Below are 22,489 nucleotides of genomic sequence, written 5' to 3'. Positions count from 1 at the left end.
AATGCAAAGCGAATTTCTACCATATTTGTTTGTGCTGTTACCGGTAGCAGCTTTTTTTTATTCTTCGGTAGGACATGGTGGGGCCAGCAGTTATCTTATGATTCTCGCCCTTGCCGGTTTTGCACCTGAAGAAATTAGGCCAACCGCCCTTTTGCTCAACATGGCAGTTTCCTTTATTGCTTTTATGAACCATCGCAGATCTTGTGAATTTCCTAACAACCTGTTTTTACAGCTTGTAGTTTTTTCAGTCCCTGCCGCTTTCATAGGCGGATTGGTAGTGGTGGAATCCTCGATTTATAAAAATATTCTGGGTGTACTTTTACTGTTTCCGGTATTGAATTTTCTGGGTGTTTTTCCGAAGAATGATAAAACAATTCTGAGAGATAAAATATGGATGCCTCCATTTATTGGGATTCTTATAGGTTTCTTTTCCGGACTTATAGGAATTGGCGGGGGAATTCTCCTTTCGCCACTATTGCTTATGTTGGGATGGACTAATATAAGGCAGACGGCAGCATTAAGTGCCTTATTCATTTTTGTGAATTCGGTGGCCGGTTACCTGGGAACCACAGGCTTTAATCTAATAGATAACAAATCGCTCTGGATCCTTATTCCGCCAGCGGTGCTTGGGGGAATTTTGGGTAGTTATTTTGGCGCTTTAAGATTCAATGTAAAACTGGTAAAACACCTTTTGACATTTGTTCTGGCCGGCGCAGCACTTAAATTAATCTTTTTCTGAAAAATTATTTAAACATAGAAGCATTTGTACTCGCCGGTGGCAAAAGCAGCCGAATGGGCCGGGATAAAGGCCTGGTTTCTCTAAATAAAGAACCAATGATAGCCCACGTGCTACGTGAATTGAAACTTTTGAAAATCCCCACAAAAATAATCGCTAATAATTCGGCTTATAAAAAGTTTAAATTACCGGTTTATAATGATGTTATTGTTGATAAAGGACCAATGGGAGGTTTACTAACAGCGATGGAAAATACCCGGGCAGAAATGGTGTTACTTATTGCCTGTGATATGCCTTTTATAACTGCGGAAGCCATTGAAAAGTTATTAAATAATGCCGAAAAGGAACAGATAATTGCCTCAATATCTAATCAGAAAATAAACCCGTTGTTTAGTGTATATCCCGTAATTTTAAAGGAAAAAATTAAGAAAAGTATCACTGAAGGAGAACTAAAAATGACCGATTTCATTCTGAAAAATCAACACGTTTTGTTACCTTTCGAGGACGAGAAATCGGGTAAGATATTTAATAATATCAATACTGAGACAGAACGAAAAGAAGCAGAAAAGAAATGGAAGGATTAACGGTGAAAGCTTTTGGAATGATTGCTGAAAAGTTGCCTGAGCAGGAATTTGAATTTCCAAAGAAAAAGGATACTGAAGAATTATTGAATAGCCTTTATAATGAATATCCAGACTTGAAAGAACTGGATTTTTCCCTGGCAGTAAATCAGCAGCTTATTCAGCAAAATACTTCGCTTGAAGGAAATGAGGAAATTGCACTTTTACCACCATTTTCTGGAGGATGAGTAGATTTTCGCGCCAAACCATATTACCAGATTTTGGTAAAGAAGGCCAGGAAAAACTCTCCCGGGCCCGCGTTCTTGTAGTTGGAGCCGGTGGCTTAGGGTGTCCTGTTTTATTACATCTGGCGGCGGCCGGAGTTGGAACTATTGGTATCGTAGATGGCGATGTAATAAGTGAGTCTAATCTTAATAGACAAACCCTTTTTGGACATCAGCATACCGGCAAACCTAAAGCAGCTATTGCTGCCGAAATTCTAAAACAAAAATACCCCGATTTAAATTTTGAAGTTTTTTCAGACTTTTTAAACACCAATAATGCCCTGGAAATTATTTCTTCATTTGACGTTATAGTAGACGGGACCGATAATTTTGGAACCCGCTATCTTGTAAACGATGCCTGCGTTTTACTAAATAAACCATTGGTAATGGGCGCTATTTATAAATATGAGGGCCAATTAATGATTTTTAATTTTGGAGATGTTGCTTTAAATTACCGGGATATTTATCCCAATCCGCCCGGTGAAAATCAAATTCCCAACTGTGCTGAAACCGGGGTTTTAGGAGTTCTTCCGGGAATTATTGGCACCTTACAGGCATCAGAAGTAATAAAAATTTTATCGGAAGTGGGAAAAGTACTTTCAGGAAAAATACTTTTTTTTAATCTTAAAAATACTTCATTTTATGAGGTGGCCATTCAGCATAATCCCAAAGGCAGAGAAAATTTACCGAAATCTGAAAAGTATTTTAAGAACAGAAACTATAATATCAACTGCGGAATCGCAGAGGGTATAAACTGGGAAAAAGCCCTGGACTGGACGCGTAATATGAATAATAGTATACTTTTGGATATCAGGGAACCCGGAGAAAAACCATTTTTTGAGAAAGAATATTTAAGTAAAAAACCGATGGGAGAAATAAGGAATAATCCTGAATCGCTATCAGCTTATGAAAATATTCTTTTGTTTTGTGCATCGGGACAACGCAGCTCCCAACTTGCAAAAGAATTAAAACAGCAATTTCCCGAAAAGAAAATATTTTCAGTAGAAGGAGGTATTTTAGACCCTGCTTCACCTTTAAATTCTAATGAATATGACACGTAAACCTAAAAATATTTTTGTAGACGGAGCTATCTCTTCAGAAAAGATAGCTAAGTCTATTCAAAATCACAGTAGCAAAACCAATATTGGCGCACATTCTATTTTTTTGGGGCAGGTACGGGCCGATGAAAAAGATGGCAGTGTAGTGAGAGCTATTGAGTATACTGCTTATGAAGAAATGGCGCTTCAAAAAGCATTTGAAATAAGAGAAGCTATTTTTGAAAAATATAATTTAACCTGTATGCATATTTATCACAGCCTGGGCGAAGTGAAAACAGGCGAAATATGCCTCTTTGTATTTACCTCTTCTAAACATAGAAAAATGGCGATAGATGCTTGCGAAGAATTGGTAGAACGAATTAAAAATGAGTTACCTGTTTGGGGAAAAGAGTTGCTGAAAAACAGCGATGAAAACTGGAAAGTGAATACTTAAATACTGAAAAGGAAAAATGGTAAATATTACTCATAAAAGCAACACCTTACGTAAAGCAATAGCACAAGCGGTAGTTAAGGTAAGTAGCGCTGATACGATTAAAGCCGTAGAAGAAAAAACTGTCCCAAAAGGTGATGTGTTTGAAATGGCAAAAACAGCTGGCCTTTTTGCTGCAAAACGCACCAGCGATATGATTCCCGATTGCCATCCTTTACCGGTTGAGTATACAAATATTACTTACCATATTGAAAACCTTGAGATTTATATTAATGTTGAAGTACATACCATTTATAAAACCGGAGTGGAAGTGGAAGCTATGCACGCAGCTTCTGTGGTAGCCCTTACGATGTACGATATGCTAAAGCCTATTGATAAAGGAATAAGTATTGAAAAAATTAAGCTACTGGAGAAAAAAGGTGGAAAAACAGATTACCGAAAGGTAGTAGAGGAAAATCAGATATCAGCTACGGTTATTGTGTGTTCCGATTCTATATCGGCGGGAGAAAAGCATGATAAGGCCGGCAAGGTGATTATGAAAAAGCTTGAAGCTTACCAGGTTGCTGTAGAAGATTACCAGATTATTCCAGATGAAAAGGAAACAATTCAAAACCTTGTAAGAGAAAAATGCGCGAAAAAAGTGAGCCTGGTGATATTAACCGGCGGCACCGGCCTGTCTCCGCGCGATGTCACCCCGGAAGCTATTCAGCCAATGTTGGAACGTCCTATTCCAGGTATTGAGGAAGCTATAAGAGCCTACGGGCAGGATAGAACACCTTACTCAATGTTATCACGCTCGGTGTCGGGATTAATTGGAAACACCCTTGTGCTTGCCCTTCCGGGGTCCACCAAGGGTGCTGAAGAATCTATGGATGCAGTTTTCCCGGCAATTATGCATATTTTTAGGGTGATGGCTGCTTTTAAACACGATTAGGATTAAATATAAAATCTTATCTCAGTTTAAATATTTCCTTTCATAATTTCCGAAAATATTTCGAAAGATCTTAGCCGGTCTGCATGATCGTAAATATGCGAAACTGCCATAATTTCGTTAACACCGGTTTCTTTTAAAAATGCTTCGGTTTTGGCTTTAATCGTTTTGGCATCACCAATAAAGGCATATTGGAGCATACGCTGAAAGCCTGGATGTGCAAGAATGTCCCTATGCTCATTCGTAAATTCTACCGGAGGTTGCATATAATCAATATTTCCGCTCATTACGCCCAGCATCATTTTTATTAGAGAAGTAGAGATTTTTTCCGCTTTAGCGGTAGTATCAGCAGCAATTATGTTTACGCCGGCAATGGTATAAGGTTTTTCCAAAAATTTGGAAGGCTTAAAATTATTGTGATATATACTAAGTGCCTGGTGCAATTGTGCGGGTGCAAAATGACTGGCGAAAACATAGGGTAAACCTTGCTCTGCGGCCAGGTGGGCACTATCTGTACTGGAACCTAAAATGTAAATTGGCACTTCCACACCTTCAGCTACTGCGGCTCTAACTTGTTCCTTTGCATTTTCTAGCGAAAAATATTTCTGAATTTCTTTTACTTCTTCCGGAAATTTAAAAACCGATTTCATGCGGTCAGACCTAATGGCTTGTGCGGTAACCTGATCGGTGCCCGGAGCTCTTCCCAGTCCCAGGTCTATTCGGTTGGGATAAAGTGTGCCCAGAGTTCCAAATTGCTCGGCCACGATTAACGGCGAATGGTTTGGAAGCATAATTCCGCCAGAACCAACTTTAATTGTTTTTGTTCCGCCAGCAATATGCCCTATTAGCACCGATGTTGCTGAACTGGCAATACTCACCATATTATGATGCTCTGCCAACCAAAACCTGGTGTAGCTCATTTTTTCGGCATTTTTGGCTAAATCAAGACTTTGATCAAAAGTTTCTTTTACGCTGGAATCTTTAGCTACCGTAGCTAATTCAAGAATAGAATAGGGGATATCGCTTATATTTAAAGACATATTGGTTTTTCTTTTTGTGCTTAAAGGTAGCCGAAATGTCGTAAGATTCCTTACAGAATCCACGGGAACAATTGGTATTTAATTGCAAAAAAAATTATAATATTAATAGAAAGTTAAGGTAAAAATGAGGAAAATTTGCAAAACCTTTATAGCGAAAAGGTTTTCGTGTCAACTTTTATGATACTAAACCCTGATAATTTAGATATATTAACAAAATAGAGTTAAACTACCTATAAAAAATTTTCCTACAGGAACATTCCGCATAATTTAGCCATATAAAACTTACAAAAACTAACACCTATGGCATCTTATTTAAATACCAACGAAATTAGAGTTTCACTGCAGCAATTAGTGAAACAATATGTAGAGGAATGCGAAACCTGTCAGGAATTACCAGATGAGTTTATAAGCTTAATTAAACACAATTTCCTGGCTAAATATGTTTATTACAATAAACAGAAAAAACAAATTGAAATTGGGATAGACGAATCTGAATCTCCCGACACTTATCCTGAAATTAAGGTTTATAAAATTCCGGTAAATAAAGCAGGTAAATGGTTAGATAAATCCTTTAGAAATCAGCAAAGCGATTTAGAATTCTACGGAAAACTATTAAACCGAAATGAAATTTTTAACTCATCTGAGGTTGTATTGATGAGTAGGTAAAACGCTTTTATCAAATATAGAATAACCGCCTAAATAGTCTTATTTTCTTCAACCTGAATTAATTTCAGAATGACGGATTAAAAACTATTTAGGCGATTTTTTATTTTTACTGTTATGAATATAGAAATTTCAAGAATTTACGAGAATAAAGAAGCTTCAGATAATATTAGGATTTTGGTAGATAGGCTATGGCCACGCGGAATTTCTAAAGAAGAAGCACATTTGGATTACTGGTATAAACAATGGGCTCCCGGTGATGATTTACGAAAGAAATTTCACGAAAATAAAATTTCCTGGGATGAATTCAGCAAAAACTATAAAAGCGAATTAAAGGAAAATAAGAGTCAGATTTTAAGTGATTTAGAAGAAGTAGACCAAAGAAAAACGCTGGTCCTTTTGTACGGCTCTAAAGATAAATCACAAAATCACGCAATTTTGCTAAAAGAGTTTTTAGAAGATCTTTAGGCTTCAGCTTTTTGTGCCAAATCTTCCATAATCATTTTGGCGTGCACCCTTGAGTTTTCTATAAACCATTTGTGGGTTTCTACACCTCCGCAAATTACCCCGGCTAGATAAATTCCCTTCACGTTGGTCTCCATAGTTTCGTTGTCATACTGCGGAATTTTCCTTCCGTCATTAGACAATTTAATCCCCATTTTTTTTAGAAATTCAAAGTTTGGGCGATATCCTGTGAGCATCAACACAAAATCGTTTTCCAGGGTTTGTTCACCTTCGGGAGTTTCAATAACCACTTCGGTCTCTCGTATTTCTTTTAAATTAGCATTGAAAAGTGCTTTAATGCCTCCTTCTTTAATTCGGTTATCAATATCGGGGCGCACCCAGTATTTCACCCTTCTGCCAATTTCTTCCTTTCTAACAATCATGGTTACTTCTCCGCCTTTTCTATAAATTTCTAAAGCAGCATCTACAGCAGAATTACTGGCACCCACTACAATAGTTTTCTGGGTTGCATAATAATGAGGATCCCCATAATAATGAGCCACTTTTGGTAGGTCTTCCCCGGGGATATTTAGGTAATTCGGGATATCATAAAACCCTGTGGCCACCACTACATTTTTAGCGGTGTAGTTGTTTTTTATGGTAGTAATATTATGAAAATTGTTTTTAGATTCTACTCCGGTAACTTTTTCAAATAAATTGATGTTAATTTTATTTGAAGTTGCTATCCTTCTATAATATTCCAAAGCTTCAGCTTTTCTGGGCTTGGGATTATTGCTAATAAATGGAATACCATTCAACTCCAGTTTTTCTGAAGTGGAAAAGAAAGTCATATTGGTAGGGTAGTGATACAAAGAATTAACCAGGCAGCCTTTTTCCAGGATGAGGTAGGAAAGGTTTTTCTTTTCGGCTTCCAGGGCGCAGGCAATACCAATTGGGCCACCGCCAATAATTATAACATCGTAAGTATTCTTAGGAGTTTGCAAGTTGTCTTAAGTCTTTTATGGTTTCCAGTTGGTCTTCAGCTTTAAAAACATAGCTCCCGGCAACCAAAACATCGGCACCGGCTTTTATGAGTTGAGAAGCATTTTCATTAGTTACCCCACCATCAATTTCAATTAAAGTAGAAGCATTATGGGTTACAATAAGCTCCTTTAAACGCTGAATTTTATGATAGGTGTTCTCAATAAAGCTTTGCCCGCCAAAACCTGGGTTTACACTCATTATACATACTATGTCGATATCCTGAATCACATCTTTCAATAAATCTACGCTTGTATGCGGATTTATAGCTACTCCCGCTTGCATACCTTCAGCTTTTATGGCCTGTAGCGTTCGGTGTAAATGCGTGCAGGCTTCATAATGTACCGTAAGATTATCGGCTCCCAGTTTCGCAAATTCCTTGATGTACCTATCGGGATCTATAATCATAAGATGAACATCAATAGTTTTTTCGGCGTGCTTGGTAATAGCCTGCAGTACGGGCATTCCGTAAGAAATATTCGGTACAAAAACGCCATCCATAATATCTATATGAAACCAGTCGGCTTCACTTTTATTCACCATTTCAATATCTCGCTGAAGGTTACCAAAATCGGCAGCAAGAATAGAGGGGGCAATAAGTTTTGTTGTCATAAGTGTTGTGCTGTAAGTGTGCACACAAAAATAACAAGATTATACTTATTTGATGCCTTCTGTAAATTTATTTAAGATGTACTTTACTGAACTTTGAATAGAAGGATTCAACAAACTAATTTGCGCAAGATAAGTTTCAAAATTTTCGTCGTTATACCTGTCATCTAAAGAAATAAAATCTGCTTCGTAACCATCAAACTGAATATTTGGAATTTCCTTCTGGAAAATTGTTATAACATTATGATGGCGTTCATCAGCTTTTATTCTATCAAACAAATCTTTTAAAAGTTGTTCTTCCCCTTCAAGAACCTGGAAAAAATTTCCCTGTGAATATAAAAGAATACCGGTGATATTGTGATTATTATTCCAGTTTTTACTAAAATCTAAAGCTTCCTGAATTTCAGTTTCTGAAAGTGCCGGGTTAGCGGTACTCACATAACTTATTGCGTAGCGCATAATTATTTAAGAGTTGTTGAACTCAAAAGTAACTGAAATTAAGAAATGTTGAAATTCTATACCGTGAAAATTTATTTAAAAAATTCTAGAACCGGTGTGAATTCAGTAAACTCTAAATTACTGAAAATGATCTTTTTCTACTTTACGGGCTGCGTTATAACCGCACATCCCATGTACGCCACCGCCTGGCGGTGTAGAGGAAGAACAAATATAAATTTTTGGATTAGGAGTGGAGTAAGGCGATATTTTTATAATGGGCCGGGTAAAAAGCTGGGTGATATCCTGTTTTCCACCATTAATATCACCACCAATTATATTAGGATTAAAAGCGTGCAATTGCACCGAATTCATAGTAGATTTTTTTAAAATACAGTTTTTAAACCCAGGGGCGGCCCGCTCTATTTGATCTTCAATTATCTTTGAAAAATCTTCGGTATTACCATTCGGAACGTGGCAATATGCCCAGGCCGTATGTTGACTTTCCGGAGCTCTTGTGCTATCAAAAATACTATGCTGCGCTACCAGTACATAAGGAGTTTGCGTCATGTTTTCTTGATGTATACTTTGCTCTGAATTCTCCATTTCTTCTTCAGAAAATCCTATATGTACCGTTCCCGCCTTCCGGCATTTTTCATTAGTAAATGGAATGGGTTTGCTTAGCGCCCAATCTACTTTAAAAACACCGGCACCATATTTAAAAGAATCCATTCTTTTTCTATAAATACTGGAAAAATCTGTTCCTTTAATTTTTAATAATTGCTTCGGGGTTAAATCGAATAAATAAGTTTTCGATTCCGGAAGTTCATCCAGCTGAGTTATATTCTTTTCAAGGTGTAATTCGCCGCCAATAGAAGTATAGTAACTCAACATACTATTTACAAAGTTTTGCGCCCCGCCTTTTGGAAATGGCCAGTTATATTTATGCGCCATGGTACTTAATACAAGTCCGAATGATGCTGAAGCAAGGCTATTTAGTGGTAAGGTTGAATGTGCAGCAGAACCGTAAAAGAATGTTCTCGACTTTTCATTTTTAAAATAGTATTTGGCCAGTAATTTAGCCGATGGAAGTGCCTTCAAACCAAATTTCATAAGATCCAGCGGATGGTCTGGAATTCCTAATGGACCCAAAAGGTCATTTTCTAATTTTCCCCAGTCTTTAACCAGGGGTTCAAATAATTTGAAATAGGAAGCTTCATCATCGCCTAATTGAGCTGCAGTTTTTCTTATATCCGTATAACAGGCGTGTGCGCTACCATCACTAAAGGGATGAGCGTATGGGATTTCGGGAAATATCCATTCCAGGCCGTGTTCTTCAAGAGGTAAACTTCTTAAAAAGGGAGAGCCAAATCCCATTGGTAATATGGCTGAACCTACATCGTGTTTAAATCCCGGTAAGGTTAATTCCTGGGTTCTTGTGGAGCCACCGGGAGTAGCTGCCTGTTCAAAAATGGCTGTTTTAAGTCCTTTTTGTTGCAAATATATCGCGGCTGAAATTCCATTAGAGCCGCTCCCAATTATAATAGCATCGTAGTTTAAAGACATTAAGTGATTTTTTTAAGGTCGAGATTTCCAAGATACTCCCGAAAGGAAATTTCCCCATTAGATTCCCCAATCATATCGTTAGTAGTAATAAAGGTAAAATAATCCAGTTTATCATTAATTCCTTCACTGAAGATTTTTGGCAAACCCAGGCTGGCACTTATTTTAGCCATAGGTTCGGGGATTTCGATAATTTCTCCGCCAACAATTTCTTTTATCATTTCGGCCATTTCACGCCTGGTATGTACATTTGGGCCGCCTACTTTTGCGATTTTGGGACCATTGGTAATAAACGAAACCACAACTTTAGCGAGATCTTTATGATGAATACTGTTAGTTTTTGCTTCTCCCGAGCCAATTAAAGGAATTACTTTGCGTTTGGCCATTATAGCAAGATCATTTAAGCCCGAATAGAAGCCTACCGGCCTTACAATTGTATAGGCTATCCCCGAACTTTTTAGTTCTTTTTCAAACATTTTATGGGCGCGGGCTATGCTGAAATCTTTAGAAGAATCTGCGCCCATAATAGATACATAAATAAAACGCTTCACCCTGTGTTTAACAGCATCTTTCAGGAGATTTCTATTTGCTCTAAAATCACTTTCCATAAAAGATTCTTCGGAAGGTGTAAATAGACTCACACTTTTTCCAAGTGCAGAAATTACTGTGGTAATATTTTTTGTGATACCTCTAATCCCTTCCTGGTCTTTAGCTGCATCACCTTTCCACACATCATCGGTATACTTTGAAAGTTTTGAAATGCCTTTATCAGAGCGGGTTAATGCCCTAATTTCTTTCCCTTCCTCAGTTAATAAATGTATAATTTCTGTACCCAGAGATCCTGAAGCACCCACAATTAAAATTTTACCTCCTTCTTTCATATCCTCAATCTATTTAAAAGAAAGGATAAGATATTAGAATTTGAAAATGTATTAAAGAGAAGAGTGGGTGATTAACAAAAGATTAGCTTGTGTTATATTTTTTTGGAGATATTGCCTTGGATACTATATTGTAAACCGGATTTTTATTGGCGAAGTTTGATTTCGGTAAGTTCAAAGATTTGTGCACATACATCTTCATTCTCGAAGGTTTCATATAGATAACCGCTAAAAATGACTTCTATATTATTTTCCTGAAACTCTTCCGGCAAATTGCAAATCCATAAATCTAAATAATTTTCTTCTGTTTTAAAATCACCGTCAATTCTGAAAACTGGACAACCCTCTTCTGGGACGAGTATAAAGCCTTCTTTCCTGATATACTCGGCTATAATAGCACGTTCTTCTTCAATATCTATACAATCCATTCTTGGAAGTAACTCATCGGTGCTTTGAATTTCGTCATCTTTATTACAGGAGGAAAAGACAAAAACCAAAATAAAAACTCTACAAATTAACTTCATAATATTCTTTTTATATATAAGATGGAGTAATGTGTAAAAGGTTGCGTATAAAAACGAAAAAACCCCGGTTCATCACGCCGGGGTCATTCATCAATCAAAAAACGAACAGTTATGTTAGCCGGCCGTCGCCGGCATTAACTGTTGTCATCTTAAATATCTTATCCTAAATAAGTTTTTAGGATCTTGCTTCTGGAAGTATGTTTCAATCTTCTAATCGCTTTTTCTTTAATCTGTCTAACTCTTTCTCTTGTTAGATCAAAAGTTTCACCAATTTCTTCAAGCGTCATTGGATGCTGGTCTCCAAGACCAAAATACAAACGAATAACATCTGCTTCACGCGGAGTTAAGGTTTCTAAAGCACGCTCAATCTCGGTTCTTAGAGATTCGTGTAAAAGTTCTTTATCAGGATTTGGAGATTCCCCGGAACGTAATACATCGTAAAGGTTAGAATCTTCACCTTCTACCAAAGGAGCATCCATAGAGACGTGACGGCCAGAATTCTTCATAGATTCCTTTACATCATTAATCGTCATGTCCAGCTCTTTCGCTATTTCTTCAGCACTTGGAGGGCGCTCGTGAGATTGTTCTAAGAAAGCAAAAGTTTTGTTGATCTTGTTAATAGATCCAATTTTATTCAATGGTAAACGAACAATACGCGACTGCTCGGCCAGTGCCTGAAGAATAGACTGGCGAATCCACCATACAGCATAGGAGATAAATTTAAAACCACGTGTTTCATCAAAACGTTTCGCAGCTTTAATCAATCCTAAGTTTCCTTCGTTAATAAGGTCGGGTAGGGTTAACCCCTGATTTTGATATTGTTTTGCTACCGACACCACAAAACGTAAATTCGCTTTAGTTAATTTTTCTAAAGCGCGGTCATCACCCGCTTTAATTCGTTGTGCTAATTCTACCTCTTCATCGGCAGTAATTAGATCAACTTTACCAATTTCTTGCAAATACTTGTCTAACGAAGCAGTCTCACGGTTTGTTACCTGCTTCGTAATCTTAAGTTGTCTCATCTATCGTCTCCTTGGATTTTAATTATGAATAGCTCTTGTACTAGTTTATACGCAAGGAGTAGTCGAAATGTTACAAAAAACCTTAATTAATTTTATTTGGGCGTTACCCTGCGGGTCGGGCTTTAAGCTGCAAGCCCGCGCTCGTTCCACTCGTTGTGGGCTTTCCGCTACGATCTCTAACGCAGAAAAAATTGTAGAAATATTTAAAATATGAATTTCAAAAATATCCTTTTTCGTCATTCTATTCCGAAGCTTCGGGGTCGTTTCAGAGCTTGCTCCGAAATTTATTCGGAGATCTAACTTAATATCAGGTTAGAAGCTGAAACCAGTTCAGCTTGACGATTAAAAAGACTCCTAATAAACGGCATAAAAAAATCCCCGAAAATTACTTTCCGGGGATTTGAATTTATAAAGCTTAAGACTAATTAATCGTTATTTCTACGATCTTTATTATCTCTGCCTCTGCGATCATCATGGCCACGATTATCTCGAGAACCGCGATTGTCACGACCTCTGTCGTTACGATCGTTATCTCTAGGTGGTCTTGCCTGGTAACCTTCAGGTTTTTCAAGTAAAGCTTTTCTTGAAACTTTCTCCTTGCGGGTTTTAGGATCTACACCAAAATATTTCACATCAATTACATCACCAACATTAAGAATATCGGTAACATTATCGGTGCGTTCCCAGGCCAGTTCAGAAATATGAAGTAAAACCTCGTTGCCGGGAGCATCAAGATATTCTACCACAGCTCCAAAATCAAGGACCTTGATTACTTTTACTTCGTAAACGCTTCCTTTTTCAGGTTTGAAAGTGATAGATTCAATTTTAGCAAGAACTTTATCGATTCCTTCCTGTTTAGTTCCAAGAATTTCAACAATACCTTCTTCGGTGACAGGATCTTCGTTGATAACGATTTCAGTTCCTGTAGTTTTCTGAAGTTCCTGAATTACTTTTCCTCCAGGTCCAATAAGTGCACCAATAAATTCGTTAGGAATTCTTCTGGTGATGATTTTTGGAGCGTGAGCTTTTACATTTTCGTTTGGCTCAGCGATAGTATCAGTCAGTTTTTCTAAAATATGAAGTCTACCTGCACGAGCTTGTTTTAGTGCTTTTACTAAAATCTCGTAAGGCAATCCTTTTACTTTAATATCCATTTGGCAAGCGGTAATACCATCAGCCGTTCCGGTTACTTTAAAGTCCATATCACCAAGGTGATCTTCATCCCCAAGAATGTCTGAAAGTACAGCGTGACGCTCACCATCAGAAATTAATCCCATAGCGATACCAGAAACTGGTTTCTTCATTTTAACCCCGGCATCCATCATTGCCATAGTTCCCGCGCAAACCGTTGCCATAGAAGAAGAACCGTTAGATTCCAATACTTCAGAAACAATTCTTACAGTGTAAGGATTGTTTTCAGGAATCATTCCTTTTAATGCACGTTGTGCAAGGTTTCCGTGTCCAATTTCACGTCTTGAAGTACCTCTAATTGGGTATGCTTCTCCTGTACAAAATGGAGGGAAGTTATAATGCAGGTAGAAAGTTTCTTCACCCTGGTGGGTTGGCATATCTATAGTATTTGCTTCTCTGGAAGTTCCCAAAGTAACAGTTGCCAAAGCCTGAGTTTCCCCACGAGTGAAAATAGCCGAACCGTGTACCGATGGTAAATAATCGGTTTCACACCAGATAGGTCTAATCTCGTCGGTTTTTCTACCATCAAGACGAATACCTTCAGCAAGAGTAAGTTCTCTTACCGCTTCCTTTTCGGTTTTGCTATAATATTTTTTGATCAGCTTTTCATTTTCTTCCAATTCTTCTTCAGAAAATAAAGCTAAAACTTCGTCTTTTACTGCAGAAAAAGCTTCGCTACGTTCTTTTTTACCGTGACCACCTTTAGCAATCTCGTAAATTTTATCGTAAGCCGCATCGCGAACTTTTTTCTCTATATCTTCTTTTTCTTCAGCAGTGGCATATTCCCTAACCGGTTTTTTACCAAAAGCTTCAGCTAAACGCAATTGAGCGTCTATTTGTTTTTTAATGTGTTCGTGAGCGAATTGAATAGCCTCAGCCATTTCTTCTTCTGAAATTTCTTTCATCTCACCTTCAACCATCATTACAGAATCTGAAGAAGCACCAATAATCATATCGATGTCTGATTCCAGTAACTGGCTGCGGCTTGGGTTAATCACAAATTCACCATTAATCCTGGCTACACGAGCTTCAGAAATAGCGGTTTCAAAAGGAATGTCTGAAAGCTGAATAGCGGCCGAAGCAGCAAGTCCTGCCAAAGCATCTGGCATAACTTCTTCGTCGTGAGACATCAACTGGATCATTACCTGAGTCTCAGTTCTATAATCTGATGGGAAAAGTGGGCGCAAAACGCGGTCTACAATTCTCATTGTTAAAACTTCACCGTCACTTGGTCTTGCTTCTCTTTTAAAGAAACCACCTGGGTAACGACCTGCGGCAGCAAATTTTTCCCTGTAATCTACAGTTAATGGAAAGAAATCCATAGTACTTTCTTTGTAAGAAGATACTACAGTACAAAGCAACATGGCGTTGCCCATTTGAACAACAACCGACCCGTGGGCCTGTTTTGCTAATTTTCCGGTTTCGATAGAGATTTCTCTTCCATCTCCTAAATCGATAACCTCTTTAAATGTTTGTGGAATCATAATAATTTTGAATTCTTCTAATGATCTGAATAACTTCACCAGATCTTGTTATACAATGGTCTCCGCCAATACCGGACGGCCGGAAGTTGTGTTGTTGTGTGTTGTGTAGACCAATGAAAAACTACTCTCGTTGAGCGACAATTTTACTCGATAATCGAGTTTTAAAATATTTCAGGGCTTGTTTCTATTTAATTTAATAGAATTCGCCCCAAGTAATTTACAAATTACTATTATATAAAAAAAAGGGGGCGTAAAGCCCCCTTTTGAAATTTATTTTCTTAATCCTAATTCTTTAACGATAGCACGATATCTCATAATATCTTTCTTCATTAAGTAATCAAGCAAGCTCCTTCTTTTACCAACCAGTCTTACCAAAGAACGCTCTGAGTTATAGTCTTTACGATTCTTTTTTAAGTGATCAGAAAGGTGAGAGATTCGGTAGGTGAACAAAGCAATTTGTCCTTCAGCAGAACCAGTGTCGGTTTTGCTTTTTCCGTGCTTCTCAAAAATTTCTTCTTTTCTTTCTTTGGCTAAATACATTCCAATATTAATTTTAATGATTTTTATGTATTGACAGTTTTTCCGTCAGGCGGCAAAGATACTACTTTCTAAATAATTACCTATTTATAGAATATCTTTTTCTATTTTATTTTAAGCTCTTACCGGTTGATTTTGAATAAGATCCAAATAGAGGTTTACTTTATTCTTAAGCTCAGACCGGTGGGTAATGAAATCTAAAAAGCCTTTTTCCTTAAGAAATTCTGAAGTTTGAAAATCTTTTGGCAGGTCTTTCCCGGTAGTGTCTTTTACTACACGAGGCCCTGCAAATCCAATTAACGCGCCGGGTTCAGAAATATTAATATCACCTAACATTGCAAAAGAAGCCGTGGTACCTCCAGTTGTAGGATCTGTGGCTAAAGAAATATAAGGAAGACGTGCCTCGGCAAGCTGGGCTAATTTAACCGAAGTTTTTGCCAACTGCATTAAAGATAAAGCTGCTTCCTGCATTCTTGCGCCACCAGATTTAGAAATCACCATTAAAGGGAGTTGGTTTTTTAACGCATAATCTGCAGCACGGGCAATTTTTTCACCTACTACAGATCCCATTGAACCACCAATAAATCTAAAATCCATACAGGCAATTACCAATTCTCTTCCTTTAGATTTTCCAACTGCAGTACGTACTGCGTCTTTAAGATCGGTTTTTTCCTGGGCTGCTTTTAAACGATCGGTGTATTTTTTGGTATCCTTAAAATTCAAAGGATCTTTAGATGTAATATCTTTATCCAATTCTTTGAATTCATTATCATCAAAAAGGATTTTGAAATATTCTTTACTTCCAATTCTTACGTGATAGCCATCTTCCGGACTCACATAAAAATTGCTTTCCAGCTGCTCTGCATCTACAATCTTGCCGGTTGGTGATTTGTACCAAAGTCCCTTTGGAACATCTTTCTTGTGTTCTGTTGGGGTTTGAATTCCTTTTTGTGTTCTTTTAAACCAAGCCATTTATTTTCAGGTTTCAGGTTTCAGTTTATTTATATAGGGATAAACCGAAAGTTTTACTTAAAATAAAAACAGCCGGAATTCTAAAAAAATTCCAGCTGTTATAAAATTAGATTTATAAAGTATTTACGTTGTTAAGATCTTCAAAAGCCTTTTTAAGTCGGGTTTTGAAAGTAATTTCTCCTTCACGTAACCATTTTCTTGGATCGTAATATTTCTTGTTAGGTACATCGCTTCCTTCAGGATTACCAATTTGCGCAGCAAGGTAATCTTTCTTTTCACCCATGTAATCACGAATACCTTCAAGGTAAGCGTATTGAAGATCGGTGTCGATATTCATCTTAATTACTCCGTAGCTAATTCCTTCGCGAATTTCTTCAACAGTAGAACCACTACCTCCGTGGAATACAAAATCTATATGATTTTCTTCTACACCGTATTTTTTAGTAATGTGTTCCTGAGAGTTTTTAAGAATTACCGGGGTAAGTTTTACGTTACCTGGCTTATAAACTCCGTGTACGTTACCAAAAGCGGCAGCGATAGTGAACTGGTCACTAACTTTGCTTAATTCTTCGTAAGCGTAAGCAACTTCTTCTGGTTGGGTATATAGTTTAGAAGAATCAATATCGGTATTATCTACACCATCTTCTTCACCACCTGTAACCCCAAGTTCAATTTCAAGGGTCATGCCCATTTTGCTCATTCTTTCAAGATACTTCTTGCAGATTTCAATGTTTTCTTCAAGAGATTCTTCAGAAAGATCTATCATATGCGAGCTATAAAGAGGTTTCCCAAATTGCTCAAAATGTTTTTCACTGGCGTCAAGCATTCCGTCTATCCAGGGAAGCAATTTTTTTGCACAATGGTCTGTATGTAGAATTACTACAGCACCGTAGGCTTCAGCAAGTTCGTGAATATGCTTTGCACCTGCAACGGCCCCTGCAACAGCGGCTTTTTCACCATCGTTAGAAAGTCCTTTTCCAGCGTTAAACTGGGCACCTCCATTAGAGAATTGAATAATTACGGGTGAATTTAGTTCTGCGGCGGTTTCCATTACTGCATTTGCACTACTGGAACCTATAACGTTTACTGCCGGAAGGGCAAATCCCTTTTCCTTAGCATAATTAAAGATTTCCTGTACTTCTTTTCCTGTGGCTACGCCTGGTTTAATGTTGTGACTCATAATTTTAGTTGAATTAGAAAAGCAAAAATAAGAAAATATGTTGGCTTAGAAAGGATAATTGATCCCTACATTGTATACAGCATTATTAAAGTTGTAATTTCTAAACCAGCGTTTATCGTCTGGCTGGGCTGGGTCGTAGGTTTTAAAGCCAATATCAAACCTGAGAACAAAAAAGTTAAAATCGTATCTAAGTCCGAAACCGGAGCCTACTGCAATATTCTTAAGATCGGAAAGCGATTCAAAAGTAGCATCTTCATCTTCAACGATATCCAGTACATTCCAGATATTACCTACATCAACAAAAACAGCCGAATTTAAGGAACCAAAAAGGTTATAGCGATATTCCATATTAAAAGCCAATTTCATATTGGCTTCATTAAATTCGTTACGGCCACCGCTACTGCCGGGGCCAAGATCGTAAGCACGCCACGCCCTATTATCGTTGGGGCCGCCGCCAAAAAAACTTCTTACAAAAGGGATGCTATTGGCGTTGCCATATGGTATGGCCACCCCGCCAAAAGCCCGAAAGGCCAGAATATTACTCTGCCCCATATCCCAATGCTTTATAAAATCGAGTTCGGTTTTAATATACTGAGAGAAGTTTACACCTAATACATCATAATTTCCATTCTCGTTTTTCTCAAAACCGGCTAAAGAAGAAACTGCGGAAAGTACATTCCCTGCGGTTTCAATTTTAAACCTAAAGCGGGTAAATTCCTGGTCGTAGAGATTCTTTTTTGTGTTCCATAAATAGGTGTAATTAGACGCAAATATGAGGTTGTTCTCTGTTAAACGAGTTTTTCTTTCACCTATATTATTTACTAACTGAGCTTGATCCTCATTCAAACCAGTAGTGCCTCCCGTGTTATTAGAAACATCACGAATAAAACTCTCGGCGCCGGTAGGGATGCTTAACAAGCCTTCTTCATTTAAATAGTCCGGATTTGTAACGATACTACCAGACTGGAGTATCTCGTTAAGATCGTTGTATGAATTTCGGTAAACATTGAAATAATTATCAATATTCAAATTTCTTACATATTGAATGTTTAAAAGATCTACACGGTTAGAAAGCTGGTGAGAAGGGTTCCACCGGTAATTCATAATTCCCGAAAGATTTCTTTTATCTAAACCAATATTGTTTTGTGTACTTACTCCTAAACTTAGTGAAGTAAAGGGCTGCATATACTTAGGAATAAATTTTTCGGTATTAATTGGTAGGAAAATCCTGGGAAAAGTGAGTTTAAGATCGGCACCAATTTCTGAAATATCAAAAAAGTGATCGTCATTTCCGCTTATTGCAGCATCTGTAGACGAACCTATACTTCCACGTCCAGAAATTTCAAAATTCTCGGCACCGCCAAATATATTTCTTATTAAGAGGGAGCCACCGCCGCCAATACCAAATTTTTGAATATTACTTTGGGAAATATCAAAATCGAAACCGAGGGAATATTTTGGCTGCGGAGTTAGAAAAATATTGGCAACCAAATCGGTGCGGGTAGAATCGGCAGGATCTGGTGTAAATTGTACATTGGGATATTTAAAAACCCGCAAAGAATTTAATCGATTGTAAGTTCGGGAACGGGAAATATCGCTATAGGTGTTTCCAGGTTTAATAAAAACAGCATCGGTTATTGCTTCGGGTTTATAACGCAATTTGTCAAAACTATAAAGGGTATATCCTTCCTCGGTGGTAACACTATCGGTTAATGGCTGATTTCTATTGGCGTATTTATAATCGGTAAAAATATTAACCTTGCTAATTTCGTGAATTTTAAAAGGCACCCGGGATGTGGTGTCTTCCTCTGAGGCAAATCGGTTTTTTATAATTAAAGTAGTATTAACTTTTCCACCGGTATTAATTGTATCGGCATCAAAACTTATATATTCCTGGTCAAAATTATAAACCCCGTTGTTTCTAAAAAGTGAAGTTAAGCGGTCTCGTTCTTCATTTATATCTAAGGTTTTATATTGTGTTCCTTCTTTAATTATGGATTCGTTTTTATGAAGCTCGTATAAAGAATCGATAACTTTAGATGCAATATTTGTGGTAATGGAGTCTAAGTGATAGGCCTCTCCGGTAGTTACTTCATATTCAACACGGGCGCGTTTTTTTTTATTTTCCGAAGGAATTATTTCATAATCGGTTTCTACATTAAACCAACCATTGTTCCAATACCAGGAGTCGAGCCGGTTAACCGATTTCCGGGTTTCTTCTTCACTTACAATAACAGGTTCTTCCCCGGTTCTTTTTATCCACTCGTTAAAAGATTTTCGGGAGTGCAGAAATTTCTCAAACTGTTTATAGGAAAGAATATCTACCAGCGTATTTTTTTTGCTTTCATTTTGAAGGTATTTTTCACTTAAAATAGAATCAATATCTGGCCGGGCGAGATTGTAAAAATGTAGTCTTAGCGGTATTCCCAGGAAACTGGTATTAGGCTCCTGGTAAAGTTGATTGTAAATACGTGCCTCTTTGATCTTTTCGTTGTTAACGAAAATTTCATTCTCAGTGAGCAATTTATCATCACCCTCTACGCGTTTAACGGCATTACAGGAAATTAAAAAAAGCAGGCTTAAAAAAAATAATGATATTTTTGCGAAATGCCGATTCAAACACACATTTTTAAGAGATCAAAATTACATTTTTTGTATGGTTAGTAAAAGCCAAATTAAGTTAATAACCAGTCTTGCACAAAAAAAATACCGTTATAAACACGGACTTTTTGTAGCCGAAGGTTTTAAAACAATTAGTGAGCTTATAAATTCTAATTTTAGGCTGAACCGGCTCTTTACTTTAAATGCAGATTTTGGACTGAAACCTGAGGAAATTCAGAAAATTGAGGAGCGCGATCTTAAGAAAATCAGTTTTCTTAAAACTCCGCAAACTGCTTTGGCATTGTTTGAAATTCCGGAAGAAAAAATCGTTCCCGAAGAAAACCTAACTCTTGCTTTAGATGGTATTCGCGATCCCGGCAATTTAGGGACCGTCATAAGGCTTTGCGATTGGTTTGGGATAACCAATTTGGTTTGTTCCCAGGATTCGGTAGATTGTTATAATCCTAAAGTGGTACAGGCTACAATGGGATCTTTGGCGAGGGTGAATATTATTTATTGCGATTTAAAAAGTTTTCTTACAAATTCTGAACTACCGGTTTATGGGGCGTTTATGGAAGGGGATAATATTTATAAAAGCGAAACCGTAGAAAAAGCAATCCTGGTTATGGGAAATGAAGCCAATGGGATTTCAGCTGAAATTGAAGAATTAATTCAAAGAAAAATAAGTATCCCGCGTTTTGGTGAGCTTAAAGTTACTGAAAGCTTAAACGTGGCGACCGCAACTGCAATTCTACTAAGTGAATTTAAGCGAAAAAGTTTTACAAATTAATGTAGCTGTTTTATTGAAAGGTAAAGTTGAGGAATACAGCCTGGGAGCGCATTGCATCAACTACCTGATACTGGGTTTCTACCATTTCATTATTTATTGTGAAAACTCCTCTTATTGAGGGGGAGAATTTAAAATAATAAAGATAAAGGTCTATTCCCAGTCCCACTTCATAATGATAATTGTTGGTTTTTAATCGCGTAGCCACATCTGGATTATTCTCATTACTGGAAAGGTTTATAGAAGTAGATAAACCTCCTACTACAAAAGGCTTGAAGTTATTATGCCTATCGGCCGAAAACTTTAATAGTAATGGGATATGGACATAAGTAGAGTTAACCTCTTCTATATCCTGGCTATATGGAGGCCTGAAGTTACGGGTGTTAAATGTAACGCCAGGTTCCAGGCGTAAATCCAGGTTATTATTCAATTTTAAATTACCAACGAGCCCAACATTGAACCCCATGGTTTTTTCTATAATAAGATCATTACCATTAGAGGTTATTTCATCATTATATTTAAATTTAAAATCGTAGGTATTAAATCCCAGGTAGTAGCCCCAGGACCAACGTTGCTTATCAAAGTTCTCGTTGTTTATAATTTTATCTCCTCCAAAAATTTGCGCGTAACCAAACTGAACGCAAAAAAGAAGGGCAATAACAAAAAGTTTCTTCATAGTTTTATTTTGAAGCAGTATAAATGGTTGCAACCCCAAAAGTTTGTGGTTTATCTTCTACATTTATAAACCCCGTTTTCTTTAAAATATTGTTGAACGCTTCTCCATAAGGAAATGCAGCGGCACTTTTACTTAAGTAGGAGTAAGCTTCACGGTCTTTAGAAAATACCCGCCCAATGAGGGGCAACATATAGCCGGAGTATAATTTATAACCTTGTTTGAACGGAAATCTGGTAGGGACAGAAGTCTCCAAAACTACAAAAATTCCGCCGGGTTTTAGAACCCTTTGAATTTCAGATAATCCTTTTTCTAAATTTTCAAAATTACGAACGCCAAAAGCAACTGTAATTGCATCAAACGAGTTATCTTCAAAAGGTAAGGCTTCAGAGTCTCCCTGTACCATTTCAATCTTATCGGTTAACTGTTTGGCTGCAATTTTCTTTCGGCCTACTTTCAGCATTCCTTCAGAAAGATCCAGGCCAACAATTTTTTCAGCATTAATATCTGCCATTTGTATGGCAAGGTCTCCAGTTCCCGTAGCAATATCTAAAACAGCCTTTGGTTGCTGGGCTTTAACCAGTGCAATTACCTTTTTGCGCCATTTTACATCGGTTCCCATAGAGATTACCCGATTTAGCCCATCGTAATTACCAGATATTTTATCAAACATCTGTTCCACCTGTTTTTTCTTATTAAGACCGGAATCCTGATAAGGAGTAACCTTTTTACTCATAATAACAATTTTGGGTCAAAGATACACGATATGAAATAATTGAGGTTGAAACTTTTAGAATTTGTTGATAGATGCTTTGGTTTTTGGTTTGTCTAAAATACTGTACCTTT

The 22,489-nt window shown here is 37.3% G+C and carries 24 protein-coding genes; 9 read left to right on the top strand and 15 right to left on the bottom strand.

What is annotated here, in order from left to right:
* Position 1 precedes the first annotated feature (1 nt).
* The 6 genes from BM084_RS07580 to moaCB are packed head-to-tail and all read left to right on the top strand — an operon-like array spanning position 2 to position 4,002.
* The gene (locus tag BM084_RS07580; protein WP_075324693.1) at positions 2 to 739 is read left to right on the top strand and encodes a sulfite exporter TauE/SafE family protein; all 738 of its coding nucleotides are present in this window, start codon (positions 2 to 4) and stop codon (positions 737 to 739) included.
* Positions 724 to 1,320, top strand: coding sequence for a molybdenum cofactor guanylyltransferase (locus BM084_RS07575; protein ID WP_317040653.1), 597 nt, complete (start codon positions 724 to 726; stop codon positions 1,318 to 1,320). The genes BM084_RS07580 and BM084_RS07575 overlap by 16 nt, the downstream gene beginning before the upstream one ends.
* On the top strand, positions 1,308 to 1,544 hold the full coding sequence (locus BM084_RS07570) for a MoaD/ThiS family protein (protein WP_075324691.1): 237 nt from the start codon (positions 1,308 to 1,310) through the stop codon (positions 1,542 to 1,544). Before BM084_RS07575 ends, BM084_RS07570 begins: the two co-directional genes overlap by 13 nt.
* A complete protein-coding gene (locus BM084_RS07565) occupies positions 1,541 to 2,641 on the top strand; it encodes a HesA/MoeB/ThiF family protein (protein WP_075324690.1) in 1,101 nt (366 codons plus the stop codon). The genes BM084_RS07570 and BM084_RS07565 overlap by 4 nt, the downstream gene beginning before the upstream one ends.
* The gene (locus BM084_RS07560; RefSeq protein WP_075327830.1) at positions 2,631 to 3,071 is read left to right on the top strand and encodes a molybdenum cofactor biosynthesis protein MoaE; all 441 of its coding nucleotides are present in this window, start codon (positions 2,631 to 2,633) and stop codon (positions 3,069 to 3,071) included. The genes BM084_RS07565 and BM084_RS07560 overlap by 11 nt, the downstream gene beginning before the upstream one ends.
* A 16-nt stretch (positions 3,072 to 3,087) precedes the next feature.
* The gene (gene moaCB / locus BM084_RS07555) at positions 3,088 to 4,002 is read left to right on the top strand and encodes a bifunctional molybdenum cofactor biosynthesis protein MoaC/MoaB (RefSeq protein WP_075324689.1); all 915 of its coding nucleotides are present in this window, start codon (positions 3,088 to 3,090) and stop codon (positions 4,000 to 4,002) included.
* Between the two features lie 26 nt (positions 4,003 to 4,028).
* Here moaCB and BM084_RS07550 read toward each other — a convergent pair whose 3' ends face one another.
* Positions 4,029 to 5,039 (bottom strand): LLM class flavin-dependent oxidoreductase, encoded by a 1,011-nt coding sequence (locus BM084_RS07550; protein WP_075324688.1) that lies wholly within the window; start codon positions 5,037 to 5,039, stop codon positions 4,029 to 4,031.
* A gap of 300 nt (positions 5,040 to 5,339) precedes the next feature.
* Between BM084_RS07550 and BM084_RS07545 the strand changes: the two genes are divergently transcribed.
* Both BM084_RS07545 and BM084_RS07540 read left to right on the top strand, forming a co-directional pair.
* Positions 5,340 to 5,705 carry a hypothetical protein gene (locus BM084_RS07545; RefSeq protein ID WP_075324687.1) on the top strand — a complete coding sequence of 122 codons (366 nt, stop codon included), beginning with the start codon at positions 5,340 to 5,342 and terminating at the stop codon, positions 5,703 to 5,705.
* A 114-nt stretch (positions 5,706 to 5,819) separates the two neighbouring features.
* On the top strand, positions 5,820 to 6,170 hold the full coding sequence (locus BM084_RS07540; protein ID WP_075324686.1) for a DUF488 domain-containing protein: 351 nt from the start codon (positions 5,820 to 5,822) through the stop codon (positions 6,168 to 6,170).
* Here BM084_RS07540 and BM084_RS07535 read toward each other — a convergent pair.
* The 12 genes from BM084_RS07535 to tamL all read right to left on the bottom strand — a co-directional run bounded on the left by BM084_RS07535 (position 6,167) and on the right by tamL (position 20,207).
* On the bottom strand, positions 6,167 to 7,150 hold the full coding sequence (locus tag BM084_RS07535) for a YpdA family putative bacillithiol disulfide reductase (RefSeq protein ID WP_093304054.1): 984 nt from the start codon (positions 7,148 to 7,150) through the stop codon (positions 6,167 to 6,169). The genes BM084_RS07540 and BM084_RS07535 overlap by 4 nt on opposite strands.
* The gene (gene rpe, locus BM084_RS07530; RefSeq protein ID WP_075324684.1) at positions 7,137 to 7,799 is read right to left on the bottom strand and encodes a ribulose-phosphate 3-epimerase; all 663 of its coding nucleotides are present in this window, start codon (positions 7,797 to 7,799) and stop codon (positions 7,137 to 7,139) included. Before rpe ends, BM084_RS07535 begins: the two co-directional genes overlap by 14 nt.
* A gap of 45 nt (positions 7,800 to 7,844) precedes the next feature.
* Positions 7,845 to 8,255, bottom strand: coding sequence for a BLUF domain-containing protein (locus BM084_RS07525; RefSeq protein WP_075324683.1), 411 nt, complete (start codon positions 8,253 to 8,255; stop codon positions 7,845 to 7,847).
* 117 nt (positions 8,256 to 8,372) lie between these two features.
* Positions 8,373 to 9,797: a phytoene desaturase family protein gene (locus BM084_RS07520; RefSeq protein WP_093304051.1), complete on the bottom strand. Its 1,425-nt coding sequence runs from the start codon at positions 9,795 to 9,797 to the stop codon at positions 8,373 to 8,375.
* Complete coding sequence (locus BM084_RS07515) at positions 9,797 to 10,675, bottom strand: SDR family oxidoreductase (RefSeq protein ID WP_075324681.1); 879 nt, start codon at positions 10,673 to 10,675, stop codon at positions 9,797 to 9,799. The genes BM084_RS07520 and BM084_RS07515 overlap by 1 nt, the downstream gene beginning before the upstream one ends.
* A gap of 143 nt (positions 10,676 to 10,818) precedes the next feature.
* On the bottom strand, positions 10,819 to 11,196 hold the full coding sequence (locus BM084_RS07510) for a hypothetical protein (protein ID WP_093304048.1): 378 nt from the start codon (positions 11,194 to 11,196) through the stop codon (positions 10,819 to 10,821).
* Between the two features lie 158 nt (positions 11,197 to 11,354).
* A complete protein-coding gene (locus tag BM084_RS07505; protein ID WP_011708302.1) occupies positions 11,355 to 12,218 on the bottom strand; it encodes a sigma-70 family RNA polymerase sigma factor in 864 nt (287 codons plus the stop codon).
* A 425-nt stretch (positions 12,219 to 12,643) separates the two neighbouring features.
* The gene (locus tag BM084_RS07500; RefSeq protein WP_075324679.1) at positions 12,644 to 14,893 is read right to left on the bottom strand and encodes a polyribonucleotide nucleotidyltransferase; all 2,250 of its coding nucleotides are present in this window, start codon (positions 14,891 to 14,893) and stop codon (positions 12,644 to 12,646) included.
* 270 nt (positions 14,894 to 15,163) lie between these two features.
* Entirely contained in the window at positions 15,164 to 15,433 is a 270-nt protein-coding gene (gene rpsO / locus BM084_RS07495; RefSeq protein WP_057480454.1) for a 30S ribosomal protein S15, read from the bottom strand.
* Positions 15,434 to 15,544: 111 nt separating this feature from the next.
* Positions 15,545 to 16,402, bottom strand: coding sequence for an acetyl-CoA carboxylase, carboxyltransferase subunit beta (gene accD, locus BM084_RS07490; RefSeq protein WP_075324678.1), 858 nt, complete (start codon positions 16,400 to 16,402; stop codon positions 15,545 to 15,547).
* 112 nt (positions 16,403 to 16,514) lie between these two features.
* Entirely contained in the window at positions 16,515 to 17,582 is a 1,068-nt protein-coding gene (gene fbaA / locus BM084_RS07485; protein ID WP_093304045.1) for a class II fructose-bisphosphate aldolase, read from the bottom strand.
* A 45-nt stretch (positions 17,583 to 17,627) separates the two neighbouring features.
* Entirely contained in the window at positions 17,628 to 20,207 is a 2,580-nt protein-coding gene (gene tamL / locus BM084_RS07480) for a translocation and assembly module lipoprotein TamL (RefSeq protein ID WP_449415954.1), read from the bottom strand.
* Positions 20,208 to 20,238: 31 nt separating this feature from the next.
* On the opposite strand from tamL, the gene BM084_RS07475 reads away from it, so the two are divergent.
* Positions 20,239 to 20,973 carry a TrmH family RNA methyltransferase gene (locus BM084_RS07475; protein ID WP_093304038.1) on the top strand — a complete coding sequence of 245 codons (735 nt, stop codon included), beginning with the start codon at positions 20,239 to 20,241 and terminating at the stop codon, positions 20,971 to 20,973.
* Positions 20,974 to 20,983: 10 nt separating this feature from the next.
* On the opposite strand, the gene porT is transcribed toward BM084_RS07475, so the two are convergent.
* Positions 20,984 to 21,646 (bottom strand): type IX secretion/gliding motility protein PorT/SprT, encoded by a 663-nt coding sequence (porT, locus tag BM084_RS07470; protein ID WP_075324674.1) that lies wholly within the window; start codon positions 21,644 to 21,646, stop codon positions 20,984 to 20,986.
* A 4-nt stretch (positions 21,647 to 21,650) separates the two neighbouring features.
* On the bottom strand, positions 21,651 to 22,379 hold the full coding sequence (gene ubiE / locus BM084_RS07465; protein ID WP_075324673.1) for a bifunctional demethylmenaquinone methyltransferase/2-methoxy-6-polyprenyl-1,4-benzoquinol methylase UbiE: 729 nt from the start codon (positions 22,377 to 22,379) through the stop codon (positions 21,651 to 21,653).
* Between the last annotated feature and the right edge of the window lie 110 nt (positions 22,380 to 22,489).

Origin of the sequence: Salegentibacter agarivorans (genome assembly GCF_900113135.1) — a bacterium.
GTDB classification, from domain to species: Bacteria; Bacteroidota; Bacteroidia; order Flavobacteriales; family Flavobacteriaceae; genus Salegentibacter; species Salegentibacter agarivorans.
Note: the sequence above shows the minus strand (reverse complement) of the source record. Positions and strands in the feature narration are given on the sequence as shown.